Annotated in this window: 10 protein-coding genes; 7 read left to right on the top strand and 3 right to left on the bottom strand. The window is 72.4% G+C overall.

Annotated elements, in window-relative coordinates; translation table 11 throughout:
* Positions 1 to 197: 197 nt before the first annotated feature.
* Together BN1555_RS12215 and BN1555_RS38485 are read left to right on the top strand one after the other, a co-directional pair.
* On the top strand, positions 198 to 935 hold the full coding sequence (locus tag BN1555_RS12215; protein ID WP_093799419.1) for an RNA polymerase sigma factor: 738 nt from the start codon (positions 198 to 200) through the stop codon (positions 933 to 935).
* Entirely contained in the window at positions 935 to 2,071 is a 1,137-nt protein-coding gene (locus BN1555_RS38485) for a hypothetical protein (protein WP_093799418.1), read from the top strand. The genes BN1555_RS12215 and BN1555_RS38485 overlap by 1 nt, the downstream gene beginning before the upstream one ends.
* Positions 2,072 to 2,261: 190 nt before the next feature.
* Here the strand turns inward: BN1555_RS38485 and BN1555_RS12205 are convergent, their stop codons facing one another.
* On the bottom strand, positions 2,262 to 3,197 hold the full coding sequence (locus BN1555_RS12205) for a L,D-transpeptidase family protein (protein WP_093799417.1): 936 nt from the start codon (positions 3,195 to 3,197) through the stop codon (positions 2,262 to 2,264).
* A gap of 210 nt (positions 3,198 to 3,407) precedes the next feature.
* Between BN1555_RS12205 and BN1555_RS12200 the strand changes: the two genes are divergently transcribed.
* From BN1555_RS12200 to BN1555_RS12180, 5 genes are all read left to right on the top strand, one after another.
* On the top strand, positions 3,408 to 4,988 hold the full coding sequence (locus BN1555_RS12200; protein WP_093799416.1) for an acyl-CoA mutase large subunit family protein: 1,581 nt from the start codon (positions 3,408 to 3,410) through the stop codon (positions 4,986 to 4,988).
* Positions 4,989 to 5,075: 87 nt separating this feature from the next.
* Positions 5,076 to 5,732 carry a leucine efflux protein LeuE gene (gene leuE / locus BN1555_RS12195; RefSeq protein WP_093799415.1) on the top strand — a complete coding sequence of 219 codons (657 nt, stop codon included), beginning with the start codon at positions 5,076 to 5,078 and terminating at the stop codon, positions 5,730 to 5,732.
* A 120-nt stretch (positions 5,733 to 5,852) separates the two neighbouring features.
* A complete protein-coding gene (locus BN1555_RS12190; protein ID WP_093799414.1) occupies positions 5,853 to 6,911 on the top strand; it encodes a phosphotransferase family protein in 1,059 nt (352 codons plus the stop codon).
* 142 nt (positions 6,912 to 7,053) lie between these two features.
* Positions 7,054 to 8,604, top strand: a complete 1,551-nt coding sequence (locus tag BN1555_RS12185; protein WP_176710026.1) for a hypothetical protein — start codon at positions 7,054 to 7,056, stop codon at positions 8,602 to 8,604.
* Positions 8,601 to 10,922: a glycosyltransferase gene (locus BN1555_RS12180; protein ID WP_093799413.1), complete on the top strand. Its 2,322-nt coding sequence runs from the start codon at positions 8,601 to 8,603 to the stop codon at positions 10,920 to 10,922. Before BN1555_RS12185 ends, BN1555_RS12180 begins: the two co-directional genes overlap by 4 nt.
* A 113-nt stretch (positions 10,923 to 11,035) precedes the next feature.
* Here the strand turns inward: BN1555_RS12180 and BN1555_RS12175 are convergent, their stop codons facing one another.
* Both BN1555_RS12175 and BN1555_RS12170 read right to left on the bottom strand, forming a co-directional pair.
* Positions 11,036 to 12,370: an alpha-2,8-polysialyltransferase family protein gene (locus BN1555_RS12175; RefSeq protein ID WP_093799412.1), complete on the bottom strand. Its 1,335-nt coding sequence runs from the start codon at positions 12,368 to 12,370 to the stop codon at positions 11,036 to 11,038.
* Complete coding sequence (locus tag BN1555_RS12170; RefSeq protein ID WP_093799411.1) at positions 12,370 to 13,359, bottom strand: glycosyltransferase family 2 protein; 990 nt, start codon at positions 13,357 to 13,359, stop codon at positions 12,370 to 12,372. Before BN1555_RS12170 ends, BN1555_RS12175 begins: the two co-directional genes overlap by 1 nt.
* Positions 13,360 to 13,421: the final 62 nt, after the last annotated feature.

The following is a 13,421-nucleotide window of genomic DNA, read 5'->3' as shown; positions in this document are numbered from 1 at the left end:
CGCCGTCCGCGGACCGTGCGGCGGCCCGTACTTCTCTCAGCGCCATGCATGCGTTTTCTGTCACACCGCTCTCTGTCAGCGTCCCGTCGCACGGTGTGCAGGTCGTGGACGCGACCCCTCGCGACGTCGTAGCGTGCTGACTCGCGCGGGGCTGCGCGGCAGCGGTGACCAGCCGCGACTCGGGACAGGTTGAGGGAGTGCTGGGGGACGACGCGGAGCTGACCGCCGCGGTGCTCGCGGCACAGGACGGGGACGAGGACGCTTTCCGGACTGTGTACCGCGCCGTGCACCCACGGCTGTTGGGCTACATACGGACGCTGGTGGGCGACCCGGAGGCCGAGGACGTCGCCTCCGAGTCGTGGCTCCAGATAGCCCGCGACCTCGACAGGTTCAGCGGGGACGCCGACCGGTTCCGGGGCTGGGCGGCGCGTATAGCGCGCAACCGCGCCCTCGACCACATCCGGATGCGCGGCAGGCGCCCCGCCATCGGCGGCGACGAGACCGAGCTCGTCACGAAGCCCGGCGCCTGCGACACCGCCGGCGAGGCGATGGAAGCCCTTGCCACCGGCGACGCTCTCGCCCTCATCGCCCAGCTCCCCCAGGACCAGGCCGAGGCCGTCGTCCTGCGCGTGGTCGTCGGGCTCGACGCGAAGAGCGCGGCCCAGACCCTGGGCAAGCGCCCCGGCGCGGTACGGACCGCCGCACACCGCGGGCTGAAGCGGCTGGCCGAGCTGCTGAACGCCACGGACGCCGACGGCGGCGAGGAGGGCGGCGACAGCGGCAAGGGCCGTGAAGGCGGTGACGGTACGGTTGCGGGCCCGGTCGACGGACGGCCGGAACTCGACGCCGTACCGTCCCAGCGACGCCCGCGACCAGACCGGGTGACATCCGCCGGTGTGACGCATACGTGCGTGCGGACGCAGAAGGGCATGTGATGGCCGACGAGCGGTACGAGTGGCTCGACAAGGGCGCGGCGGAGCGACTGCTGCGCGGAGAACCCGTCGGGCCTGTCGGCGACCGCGCACGCGCCCAGGCCGAGCGCCTCTCCTCCGCCCTGGACGCGGTGGCCCGGGCCGGCGGTCCCGAGGGCGGCGAAATCCCGGGCGAGGCGGCTGCGTTGGCGGCGTTCCGCAAGGCCAGGGCGGCATCCCCCGAGGTCTTCTCCACGGTGGGCGGCGGACGCAAGGCGCCCGCCCCCGTGCGCTGGGGGCGTCCCGTACGCATCGGGCTGGCCGGGGCGCTCGCCGGTGTCGCGCTCGGCGGCGTCGCGGTGGCGGCGGGCACCGGCGTACTGCCGGGCCCCTTCGGGCATGACGCGGACCCGGCGCCCGCGTCCTCCGTATCAGCGGTCGCGACACCGCACCCGGCCGACCCCGGGGCCGCCGACGGCGGACCGGGCGTCCCCGGCGGACCCGCGCCGGGCATTCCCGGCATCCCCGGCGGCGCGGGCGGGACGCCCGGCAGCGGGACCGGCGGCGCGGAGCGCGACGGCGACGGCAGGAGCGGCGGCGAAAGCGGCGGTACGCACGCGCCCTCTCCCGGACCGGACACCGGCGCACCCACCACTGGCCCGGGCTCGGCCGACGCCGCACCGGGAACAGACGGCGGCTCCGGCTCCGGCTCCGGAACCGGCCCGGACTCCGGCTCCGGCGACTGGTACCGCAAGACGGCCGAGGACTGCCAGGACTACCGCACCGGCGACCTCGCCCCCGACCGCGAGCGGCGCCTGGAGACCGCGGCCAAGGGCGCCGACCGGGTGGAGCGGTTCTGCGACCGCCTGCTGAAGGGCGCCGACGGAGTGAGCGGGACGGCCGGAGCCGGAGGCGCCGGCGGAAACGGCGACGGTGCGGGCGAGGGCCACGGAGACGGCGGTTCCGGCGGCGACGCCGGCGGCGGTTCCGACGGCGACAGGAACGGCGGTTCCGGCGGCCACGGTGCCGACGGCGGCCAAGGAGTCCGTGACGGAATCCGCGGCTCCGTGCCGCAGGTCTCCTTCACCCGGCCGGCGCCCCAGGAGCCCCCGGCGCTCGCCCCGTCCATCACCGTGGCCCTCTCGCCACAACTGGGCTGACCTGCGGTTTTCCCGCCGTGCTCGCAGAGGTGTGACGTTTTTCCACCACGTGACGCAGTAAAGAGTGAGCCGACTGGTCATCGGCAGCGCGACGAGCCGGGGTTCCCCCCGTACCTACGGCTCCGCGCAACAGGCGCGGGCGGGACACGTTCCCCCGGTCCCGCCCGCGCCACTTCTTCCTCCCCTGCCGCTACCAGTGGACGACGACCTTGTCGCCGTCCCGCACCTGAGCGAACAGGCTCGCGATCTTCGCCTCGTCCCGGACGTTGACACAGCCGTGCGAGGCGCCGCTGTAGCCGCGGGCCGCGAAGTCCGACGAGTAGTGGACGGCCTGACCGCCGCTGAAGAACAGGGCGTACGGCATGGGGCTGTCGTACAGCGTCGAGACGTGGTGCCGGGACTTCCAGTACACCTCGAACGTCCCCTCGCGGGTGGGCGTGTACTGCGAGCCGAACCGCACGTCCATCACGGAGACGACCCGCCCCTCGACCATCCAGGACAGCGTCCGACTGGTCTTGCTGATGCACAGCACCCGGCCCTTCATGCAGCGCGGGTCGGGCTTCGCGACCGGATCGGCGGCCGGCGGGCGCAGCTCGGCGCGCGTCGGCTCCCTGGTCATCCCGAGGAGCCTGTCCCAGGTGACGGTGTCGGTCGTGCCCGTGCGGGGCAGGCCGCGCTTGTCCTGGAAGGACGAGACGGCGGCGGCGGTGACCGGGCCGTAGTGGCCGGTGGGGGTGCGGTTGAAGTGGGCGATCTGGCGGAGCCTGGCCTGGAGTTCGCGCACCTGGTCACCTCCGGACCCGCTCGCCATGAGGGTCCTGGGGGCCGGCGGCTCCGTTTCCGGCCGGGGCTCGGGCACCTCGGTCCTGGACGGCGCGGGCGCGGCGGCCGGTTCCTTCGGCGGAGCCTTCGTCGGCGTCGCGTCGGGCGAAGGCTCCGCCGAAGGCGCGTCGGCGGCCTCGAACGCGGGAGCCGCCGGCTTCGTCACCCCGCCGGCCGTCACCGCCGGACCCGCCCCCGCCCCGCTCGCCTGCGCCGTGCACCCCGTCGTCACGGCCACGACCGCGGTCGCCGCCAGTGCCACCGCTCTGCGCACGGCCCTGCTGTTCCGCTGCTTCTCGTCCATCCCCGCCCCCCGGGCATCTCGTATGTCCCCAGGGAGTGTTTCCCGCTCTGCCCGGTTGCGAAAGCCCCCGCATCATGGAAGAGCGAAGCGGAGCGGTGTTGTGAGCAAGGTCCTAGCCTGCGGCCCTCCACCCGCCGCACGCCCACCGCTACAGTCCGTCGCGAGGGTCGGTCCATTACCAACCAGTACGTTCAGTGGAAGGCACAGCAGATGGCGCGCGAGTCGGAGTCGGGACTGCCTATTGAGCCGGTGTACGGACCGGACGCCCTGGAAGGCTGGGACGCCCGGGAGAAGCTGGGCGAGCCCGGTTCGTACCCCTTCACGCGCGGTGTGTACCCGTCGATGTACACCGGCCGGCCCTGGACGATGCGCCAGTACGCGGGCTTCGGCACCGCCACCGAGTCCAACGCCCGCTACAAGCAGCTGATCGCCAACGGCACGATGGGCCTGTCGGTCGCCTTCGACCTGCCGACCCAGATGGGTCACGACTCCGACGCGGCGATCGCGAGCGGCGAGGTCGGCAAGGTGGGCGTCGCGATCGACTCGGTCGACGACATGCGCGTCCTGTTCGGCGGCATCCCGCTGGACAAGGTCTCGACGTCGATGACGATCAACGCGCCCGCGGCACTCCTCCTGCTGATGTACCAGCTGGTGGGCGAGGAGCAGGGCGTACCGGCCGACAAGCTGACCGGCACGATCCAGAACGACGTCCTCAAGGAGTACATCGCGCGCGGGACGTACATCTTCCCGCCCAAGCCGTCCCTGCGCCTGATCGCGGACATCTTCAAGTACTGCAAGGCCGAGATCCCGAAGTGGAACACGATCTCGATCTCCGGCTACCACATGGCCGAGGCCGGCGCCTCGCCCGCGCAGGAGATCGCGTTCACGCTCGCCGACGGCATCGAGTACGTCCGCACCGCCGTCGCGGCCGGCATGGACGTCGACGACTTCGCGCCCCGCCTCTCCTTCTTCTTCGTCTCGCGCACCACCATCCTCGAAGAGGTCGCCAAGTTCCGCGCCGCGCGCCGGATCTGGGCGAAGGTGATGCGCGACGAGTTCGGCGCGAAGAACCCGAAGTCGCTGATGCTGCGCTTCCACACGCAGACGGCGGGTGTGCAGCTCACCGCGCAGCAGCCCGAGGTCAACCTGGTGCGCGTCGCCGTCCAGGGTCTGGCCGCCGTCCTCGGCGGAACCCAGTCCCTGCACACCAACTCCTTCGACGAGGCGATCGCCCTCCCCACCGACAAGTCCGCCCGCCTGGCCCTGCGCACGCAGCAGGTCCTCGCGTACGAGACGGACGTCACGGCCACCGTCGACCCCTTCGCCGGCTCGTACGTCATCGAGAAGATGACGGACGACGTCGAGGCCGCCGCCCTCGAACTGATGGCGAAGGTCGAGGACATGGGCGGCGCGGTCAGCGCGATCGAGCGCGGCTTCCAGAAGAACGAGATCGAGCGCAGCGCGTACCGCATCGCGCTGGAGACGGACAGCGGCGAGCGCGTCGTGGTCGGCGTGAACCGTTTCCAGCTGGAGGAGGAAGAGCCGTACGAGCCGTTGCGCGTCGACCCCGCGATCGAGGCCCAGCAGGCGGAGCGGCTGGCGAAGCTGCGCGCGGAGCGCGACCAGGCGGCGGTGGACGCGGCGCTGGTGGAGCTGAGGAAGGCGGCGGAGGGCACGGACAACGTCCTGTACCCGATGAAGGACGCGCTGCGGGCACGGGCGACGGTGGGGGAGGTCTGCAACGCGCTGCGGGAGGTGTGGGGGGCGTACGTTCCCACCGACGCGTTCTGAGGCGGGTGCGTCCCTCACGCGTGACCGGCGTGCCTGGCATGTGAAACGCGGAGGCGGAGTGCCGCAGGCGCGTGCGACACTCCGCCCATGCTGGGTGTAACCGATCTGCCGACCTACCTCGTCGGGCTCGTACTGATCATTCTTCTGCCGGGACCGAACTCCCTCTACGTCCTGTCCGTCGCCGCGCGCCGCGGCGTACGCACGGGCTACAAGGCCGCCGCGGGCGTCTGGTGCGGCGACGCCGTGCTCATGGTGCTGTCCGCGGCCGGTGTGGCGTCGCTGCTCCAGGCGAACGCGCTGCTGTTCGGCATCGTGAAGTACGCGGGCGCCGGCTATCTGACCTGGCTGGCGATCGGGATGATGCGCGCGGCCTGGTCGATGTGGCGCACGCGGAACACGCGTACGGACGAGGACACGGCCGTCGTCGAGGCGGCGCCGCCCGCCGAGCGTCCGTACCGGCGCGCGCTCGTGATCAGTCTGCTCAACCCGAAGGCGATCCTCTTCTTCATCTCCTTCTTCGTGCAGTTCGTCGACCCGGCGTACGCCCACCCCGCGCTCTCCTTCGTCCTGCTCGGCGCCCTGGCCCAGCTCGCGAGCGTGCTCTACCTGTCCGCCCTGATCTTCGGCGGCACCCACCTGGCCGCCGCCTTCCGCCGCCGCAGGCGTCTGTCGGCGGGCGCGACCTCGGCAGCGGGCGTTCTGTTCCTGGGCTTCGCGGCGAAGCTGTCGGTCAGCAGCGTCTGAGCAGACGTCACGCGTCATGCGCCGGCCGGACCGGCGGCACGCCGTCGCCCGCGTCCCGTGCCGCCGCGCGGACCGGACACCCGATGGCGGCGACCGGCCGGCGTCCCTACGCTGGCCGCCATGACCGACACCGTGCCGCTCAGTGACACCTTGCGCTCCCTGGCCGGCACGCCGGAACGCGCCGCCCTGCTGGACAGCAGTCCGCGCTCACGGGTGTGGCGGGTGGACGTGCGCGGCGGCGGGCGCGTGATCGTCAAGCAGACCGTCGAGGGGAACGGCGGCGGAGTCGCCGCCGACGCGCGGTACGCGCGCGAGGCGGCCGCCCTGCGGCTCGCCGCCCGGGCGGCGGCCCCGGGCGTCGCGCCCGCGCTGCTCGGGGCGGACCTGGCGGCCCGCGTGCTGGTCATGGAGCATCTGGACGACCTGGGGCCCGCCGACGACTGGCTGCCCGCGTACGCCGACTCGCTCGCCCGGCTGCACGCGGTCACCGGACCGGCCGACGCCGGCGCGCTGCCCGCCTGGCCGGGGCCGACCGGTGCCGACGCCGGCTCCTTCCTGGCGTTCGCGCGCACGCTGGGAGTGCCCCTCCCGCAGGGCGTCGACGGCGAACTCGCCGGTCTCCTCGGCCGGCTCGACCCCGCCCCCCATCACGCCCTGCTGCACGGCGACCCCTGCCCGGGGAACGACCTGCGCACCGCCACCGGCGTCCGGTTCGTCGACTTCGAGCACGCCTCGCTCGGCAACGGCCTCGTCGAGCTGGCCTACCTCCGCATCGGCTTCCCGACCTGCTGGTGCGCCATGTCGGTCACCGGCGCTCCGCTGTCGGAGGCCGAGGACGTCTACCGTGCCGCCTGGCGCGGCCTCACCGGCGCCGACGTGCCCGGCGACCTCGCCGACGCCTGCGCCGGCTGGCTCATCACCGGCGACGCCCTCGTCGAACGCGCGCGCCGCGGATCCGTCGACCACCTCGCCCGGGTGCCCGCCGAGGACTTCCGCCGGGGCCCCGCCTCCGCCCGGGAACGGCTCCTGCACCGCCTCACCGTGGTCGCCGGACTGGCCCGCGACCACGACCGCCTGCACGCCCTCGGCCGCCTGAGCGACGCCCTCGCCGCACGGCTGCTGGAACGCTGGCACGCCCTGCGCCCGCTGCCCGCGCACCGTGAGCGGCCCTCGCTCTGACGGGCCGCGGGGATCCGGCCGCCGGCCCGGCGTACGACTATTTCCCTGCGCGACGAGGGGAGTTCACCCCCCGGTCGGTCGCGGTTCCTAGGGTGACGCGGACCCGCGATCTGTCAGCGGGGCTGAATGACCTTGGAGCATCATGACGAAGGCCCGCAACCGATGGTCGAGACCGCGCGACGGCGAGAACCCCACCGGCGCGCCGGACGGCCAGGCGCCGTCGAACGTGCCGCCTGCCGGGATCGGGGGAAGCAAGGGGATCACCCCGACCGGGCTCGACGAGTGCCTGCGCGCCTGCGCCGTGCACAGCGGCAAGCTCGTCGCAGGTCTCGACCGCAGACGCACGGAACTCGCCGAGAAACTGCGGCAGTTGCTCGCCACCCGGGCCATGGCGCAGGCCCCCGCGCCGGCAGCGGCCGCCACCGGCGCCACCGCCCTGCTCCGGCGTGCCGCCAAGGCCCCGGCCGACCACGCCGACGACCTGAGCGGTGAGCTGCTCGACGCGCTGCTCGCCGTCGGCAGCAAGGCGCTGGAGTGCGGTTACGACGACGAGTTGAGGCTGGCCCTGCTCGTCAGCGACACCGTCCTGACCCTGCGCAGGAACTCCCGGGCCGGCTGGCGGCTGCGCGCCCGCACGCTGGAGGCCCTCGGGGACGAGGCGGCCACCATCGAGGCGTACGAGCGCTACCTCGCCCTGACGGACGACGACGGCTTCGGGGTGGCCCCCAAAGTCGCCGGAATGCGGGAGGGCGGGCGGCGGCAGGACGAGCTGCTGCGGCTGCTGGAGCGCCAGTGCCCCGGGGCCGCGGCGTACTCCGCCGGGCCGGCCACCGACACCTGGGCCGAGGGCCTCGCGCTGCACGCGCGCGGCAGCCGGGAGGAGGCCGCACCGCGCCTGGTCGGCGCGCTGCTCGCGATGGAGAACGACGGCAGCCCGGTCCAGGACGTCCAGGCGGCCGTGAGCCAGTACCTCGACCTGCGGATCGCGGCGAACGGCGGCGAGGCCGCGGAGCTGAGCGAGCTGATCACGCTCTACGCCGGCCAGCGCAGGAACCGGATGCGCGGACCGGTCGCCGACCCCACCTTCGGCGGCGTCGACTGGATCACCCTGGGCGAGTTCCGCAACCAGATAGCGGGCAAGTCCATCTGCCTCATAGCCAACTCCCAGCGGGTCGGGCGCGGCACGCTGGGAGCGGAGATCGACGCGTACGACCTCGTGGTGCGCTTCAACTCGTACAAGATCGACCCGGCCGCGACCGGCAGCCGCACCGACATCCACGCCACCATCCACAAGCACGGCTTCAACTGGGACCGGCCGGTCATGACCCGCCTCGTCTTCGGCGGGGTCTCCGGCGACTGGAAGCACTCGCTGCGCAACCGGCTGGTGCCGGGCGCCCAGAAGTACCTCGGCGACGAGTCGCTGCGCTGGCCGCTGCGCAACATCGGCAGGGTCGGTACGGACGTGTGGTCGTCCATCCCCACCAGCGGCTTCAACATGCTGTGGCTGCTGGACTTCCTCGACGTCAGCCCGACGCTCGACCTCATCGGTTTCGACTTCTACGAGAGCGGCGCCTACCGCCTCCAGGAAGCGATGCGGATGCCCATCACCTCCGTGCACGAATACACCAGCGAAAAGGCGTGGGTCATGGAACGCGCCCAGAGCGTCAGTGACATGAGGATCTCCCTGCGATGACATCCCCCACCCAGGCCCCCGCCCCCGCCCACGCTCTCACCGGCAAGCGCCGCATCGCCTTCGCCAGCTTCGTCGACGAGAACTACCTGCCCGGTTTCCTCGTACTGCTGCGCAGTCTCGCGCTGTCCAACCCCGGCCTGTGCGAGGACTTCGTCGTCCTCCACGACGACCTGAAGCCCTCCTCCGTCGCCCGCATCCGAGCCCTGCACCCGCGCATCGAGCTGCGGCGCGTCGACGCCGCCCGCTACGACACGTACGCCAAGGGCGACCAGGACAACTACCTGGTCCGCAAGGCGTACTTCATCCTCGACGTCTTCCGCATCCGCGACTACGACACCGTGATCACCCTGGACACCGACATGGTGGTCCTCGGCGACCTGGGCGAGCTGCTCAAGCTGCGCGAGGGGCTGGCGGCCGTACCGCAGTTCTTCTACGGGCAGCACAAGCTCAACAGCGGTCTCCTCGTCATCCAGCGCGAGTACCTCAGCGACGAGTTCTGCGCGCGGATCGACGCCACCGGACGCAGCGGCGCGTACGAACTCGACAAGCACGACCAGGGCATCCTCAACGCCGTGCTCGACGGGGACTTCGTCCAGCTCGACGCCCGCTACAACTTCGTCAAGCGGCGGCTGTCCGGCGACCTGCCCGTGCCGGACGACACCGCGATCCTGCACTTCACCGGGCGGCACAAGCCCTGGCAGGGCGGCGAGGCGGGGTACGGGAAGGCGGAGGAGCGCTGGCGCGAGTTCGAGCTGTCCGACGCGCAGTTCCACGCCGCGTACCTGGCGCTGGGCAAGGGCCTGCACCACGACCTGGTCGTGCACTTCGGCACCCCGCACGTCGAGCGCACCGGCGACGTGGAGAGCGCCCGCAGGGTCGCCGCCGCCCACATCGCGGCGGGCGAGTACCAGGAAGCGGTGGACCTGCTCGGGCGCGTACGCATCCCGCTGGACTCGGCCTGGCCGCACGAGGTGCTGGGCCACGCCCTGATGAGTGTGTCGCGTTACGACGAGGCCCGGGCGCAGCTGCTGCTGGCCACGGCCGCCCCGAACCGGGCCGCCACGGCCTTCGGGCGGCTCGCCCAGATCGCCTGGATCCACGGCGACGACGACGCGGCGCAGCGGTACGCGCTGGACGGGCTGCGGGTCGACCCGACCCACCGGGCGAACCGGCTGATGCAGCGGCGCACCCAGACCGCGCAGGCTCCGCAGGAGGGCGTCGCCGCCGAGCAGCTCGCGCACGTCGCCTTCTACATGGAGCGTCAGGGCAACGCGGGCGACAAGCTGCTGCCCGAGAGCGTACGGCTGGCCTTCGACGCCGACCCCGGCCCCCGCCGCTGGCACTCCGTCCACGCCCACCGGCTCTTCGACGAGGCCGCCCTGGAGCGCGTCAACGCCCGGCGCGGACTGGTCATCGGTGGCGGCGGGCTGTTCATCCCGGACACCGCGCCCAACGGCAACAGCGCCTGGCAGTGGAACGTCCCCGACGCGCTGCTGAACCGCATCGACGTACCCGTCATGGTGTACGCCGTCGGCTTCAACGCCTTCGACGGCCAGTCCTACCGGGCCGGGCGCTTCAACACCGCCCTGCGCACCCTCGTCGAGCGCGCCTCCTTCTTCGGGCTCCGCAACCACGGCTCGATCGAGAAGGTGCGGTTGCTGCTCCCCGCCGGGCTGCACGACAAGGTGCGCTTCCAGCCCTGCCCGACGACCGTCACCCGCCAGCTGGTGGCCGGCTGGACCGACCCGTCGCACCGCGAGGACACCGTGCTGGTCAACGCGGCGTACGACCGGGCGGGCCTGCGCTTCGGGCACGACTACGGCCACTTCCTCGCCGAGATGGCGAAGGCCGTGCGGGCGCTCGGCGCGCACGCCGAGGTCAAGTGCGTGGCGCATTCGCTCGACGACGAGAAGATCGCCTTCGACCTGCGGCGCGAGCACGGCATCTCGCTGCCGGTCATCCCGATGTACGACTTCGGCAACGACGCGATCAGGGACACGTACGCCCGCACCAAGCTGGTGATCGGGATGCGCGGCCACGCGGGGATGATCCCGTTCGGCTGCGGTACGCCGATCATCAGTCTGATCTCCCACCCGAAGATGGCGTACTTCCTGTCCGACATCGAACGGCCCGAGTGGGGCATCTCCGTGCACGACAAGAACCTCGGGGCGGTGCTCACCGAGCGGGCGCTGGGCCTGCTCGACGACCACGCCGCGTCGGTGGCGGACGTGCACGGACGGCAGCAGGAGCTGTGGAAGGTGACCGAGGCGAACGCCGCGGACCTGCGGGTGATCCTGGGACGCCACCCGGTTCTCTGAGAACGAACGCGTACGAACGGCTACGAACAGGTACGAACGAAAGGGGGCGGGCCACCGACCGGTGGTCCGCCCCCTTCGCCGTCAGCCCGTCAGCCCGTCAGCCCGTCAGCCCGTCAGCCCGTCGCGGCCTTCCGGAGCGCGGACCGCTTCAGCGACCGCGCCCTGCGCACCACGCGCCGCAGCGCCGTGCTGCGCGGGATGAAGCCGAACTGCTTCGGGATCGCGCCCGGCAGCGCGAGCGTGGTCAGCCGGCGGCGCTTGAAGTAGCGCCAGGTGCTGCCCCTGAGGTGCTGGGCGAGGAAGCGCTCGGCCGCCGGCCGCAGGTCCGCGCGGATCTGCGGCTGCATCGCGAAGCCGACCGCCTTGAGCAGGCCCGCCAGGTCCGGCGGGCCGGCGTGCGCGCCGTCCTCTTCCAGGCCGGGGACCAGCGCGTCGACGATCGTGACCGGCACGCGGTTGCTGTTCTGGTACGGCGAGAGGCGTTCCAGGAGCAGGTCCGTGCCGGTGCGGGCCACCGGGACCGAGTAGAACGTGCTCGCCGTCAGCAGCGCCGTCGAGAAGCACCCGACCACCAGCGCGGGACGCAGCCGCTGGTACACCACCTCGGCCAGCACCGGGCTGTCCAGGACGGTCAGTTCGACGCCCAGCGTCTGCGCCTCGCGCTCCAGCAGGCGCGACCAGCGGGCCGGCGCCGTGGGGTGCGGCTTGAAGACGACCTGCCGGTGGCCCCGGTCGACGGCCCCGCGCAACATCGCCACGTGGAGGTCTTCCTCCTCCTCCGCGGTGAGGATCGAGAGCGCGGACAGGTACTGGCCGAGGAGGAGCGCCGAACCGGCGGGGAGCGACAGCTCCTCTTCCCCGTCGGACAGTTCGCCGAGCACCTTCAGGAAGGACTCCGTCGGTACGACCTCCGGCGGTACGCCGAACTCCCCGAGCAGCAGCGGGGTCAGGCCCGGCACCAGGTCCAGGTGGAGCAGGCGGCGTACGCGCGTGCCGACCAGCGGGTCGATCTTGTTGCGGGTCGGGCCGTAGCTCATCAGCCCGTCGGCGTACACGTCGACCGGCGCGTCCGTGAACAGCTGGGTGAGCGCCAGCGCCGGGTTGACCTGGATGGACTCGACGACCAGCTCCACCGTGTCGTCCCCGAGGCCCCACAGCAGCCTCAAGTGGCGTTCCCACAGCGGGATGTCGTCCGTGCGCGGCGACCAGGCGCCGGGATGGAAGGGCGCGAGGGCCTCGTTCCAGGACAGCACCCGGTCGAAGCGGTCGCGCAGCCGCTCGAAGCCCGGCATCTCGTCGAGGGAGGGTGTCGTCTCGGGGGTGGTGGCGTTGTTGCTGACGAGGAGCAGCCGCCGGCCGGCCGGAGCGAAGCAGTCGCTGTCGATGGCGGCGGCGAGCGTCGCGGCGCCGTACAGCGTGGAGGCGAAGAAGATCTGCGTCGTGGCCATCAGGCAGCCGCCTCCGGCGACGCCTGCGCGCCCGCGGGACGGCGGTGGAGACGGCGCAGCCGCACGGAACGCTCGGTGTCCATCGAGTCCAGCGCGTCCTTCAGGACGTCCTGCGGCATCCGCTTGAGGGCCGCCGCGCTCATCGTCCGCAATTTCCGTGCCACGGCCGGTTCGAACCTTTCGATGCTTCCCAGATGGTGGGAGATGATGGCGCAGTACGTACGTACCGCCTTAGGCAGCAGCCGGTCCGCGTCGCGGTCCTCCGCCGTTTCCCCGACGACCTGGTCGAAGGCCCGGATGAAGTCGAGCTGCCGTACGTCGCCGATCTGCGTGAGCGACGAAGCGACGCCCCGCCGGTAGAAGACGCCCAGCATGCCGAGTACGGCGAAGCTCCCGGCCTCCCGGTGCAGCCGCCAGATCCACGGCCGGTCCTCGGCCGTGCGCAGGCCGTCGGTGAAGTGCAGCAGCCCCCGGTCGGCGAGCCTGCGGTGGTACATGCCGGCCCAGGCGTACGCGTAGTCGACGGAGGTGGACCGGCTGGCGGGCAGGATCGCCTCGCGCGGCGACATGACGACGCCGCGCCGGCCGTGCGGGACGCGGTGGACCGTACGCGTGCGCCCGGTGCACTGCACGTGGTCGGTGCGGACGAAGTCGCAGCCCAGCTCCTCCATGGCGGCGAGCAGACGCGCGTAGTGGCCGGGGGCCAGCCAGTCGTCGCCGTCGAGGAAGGCCAGGTACTCGCCGCGCGCCGCGTCGAGTCCGGTGTTGCGGGCGGTGGCCAGGCCGCCGTTGCGCTCGTGTCTGACCAGGACCGCCCCCGGGAGCTCACGCTCGGCGCGCTGGAGGATCTCCGGCGTCCCGTCGGTCGAACAGTCGTCGACGAGGATGAATTCGAAGTCCTCGCGGGCATTCGCGCGGAGGCTTCGAAGAGTGTCTGGGGCGTATGTCTGCACGTTGAAGAACGGCACGACGACAGAGAGCTTGACCACCCCGCAACGCTAGGGCGCACTGCGGCATTCGCCGCGACCCCCACGGGGATGGCGGGTGAACG

The sequence above is a fragment of the Streptomyces sp. Wb2n-11 genome, from assembly GCF_001049855.1.
Taxonomy (GTDB): Bacteria; Actinomycetota; Actinomycetes; order Streptomycetales; family Streptomycetaceae; genus Streptomyces; species Streptomyces altiplanensis.
The sequence above is the reverse complement of the archived record's forward strand: the minus strand, read 5'-3'. Positions and strand labels throughout refer to the sequence as shown.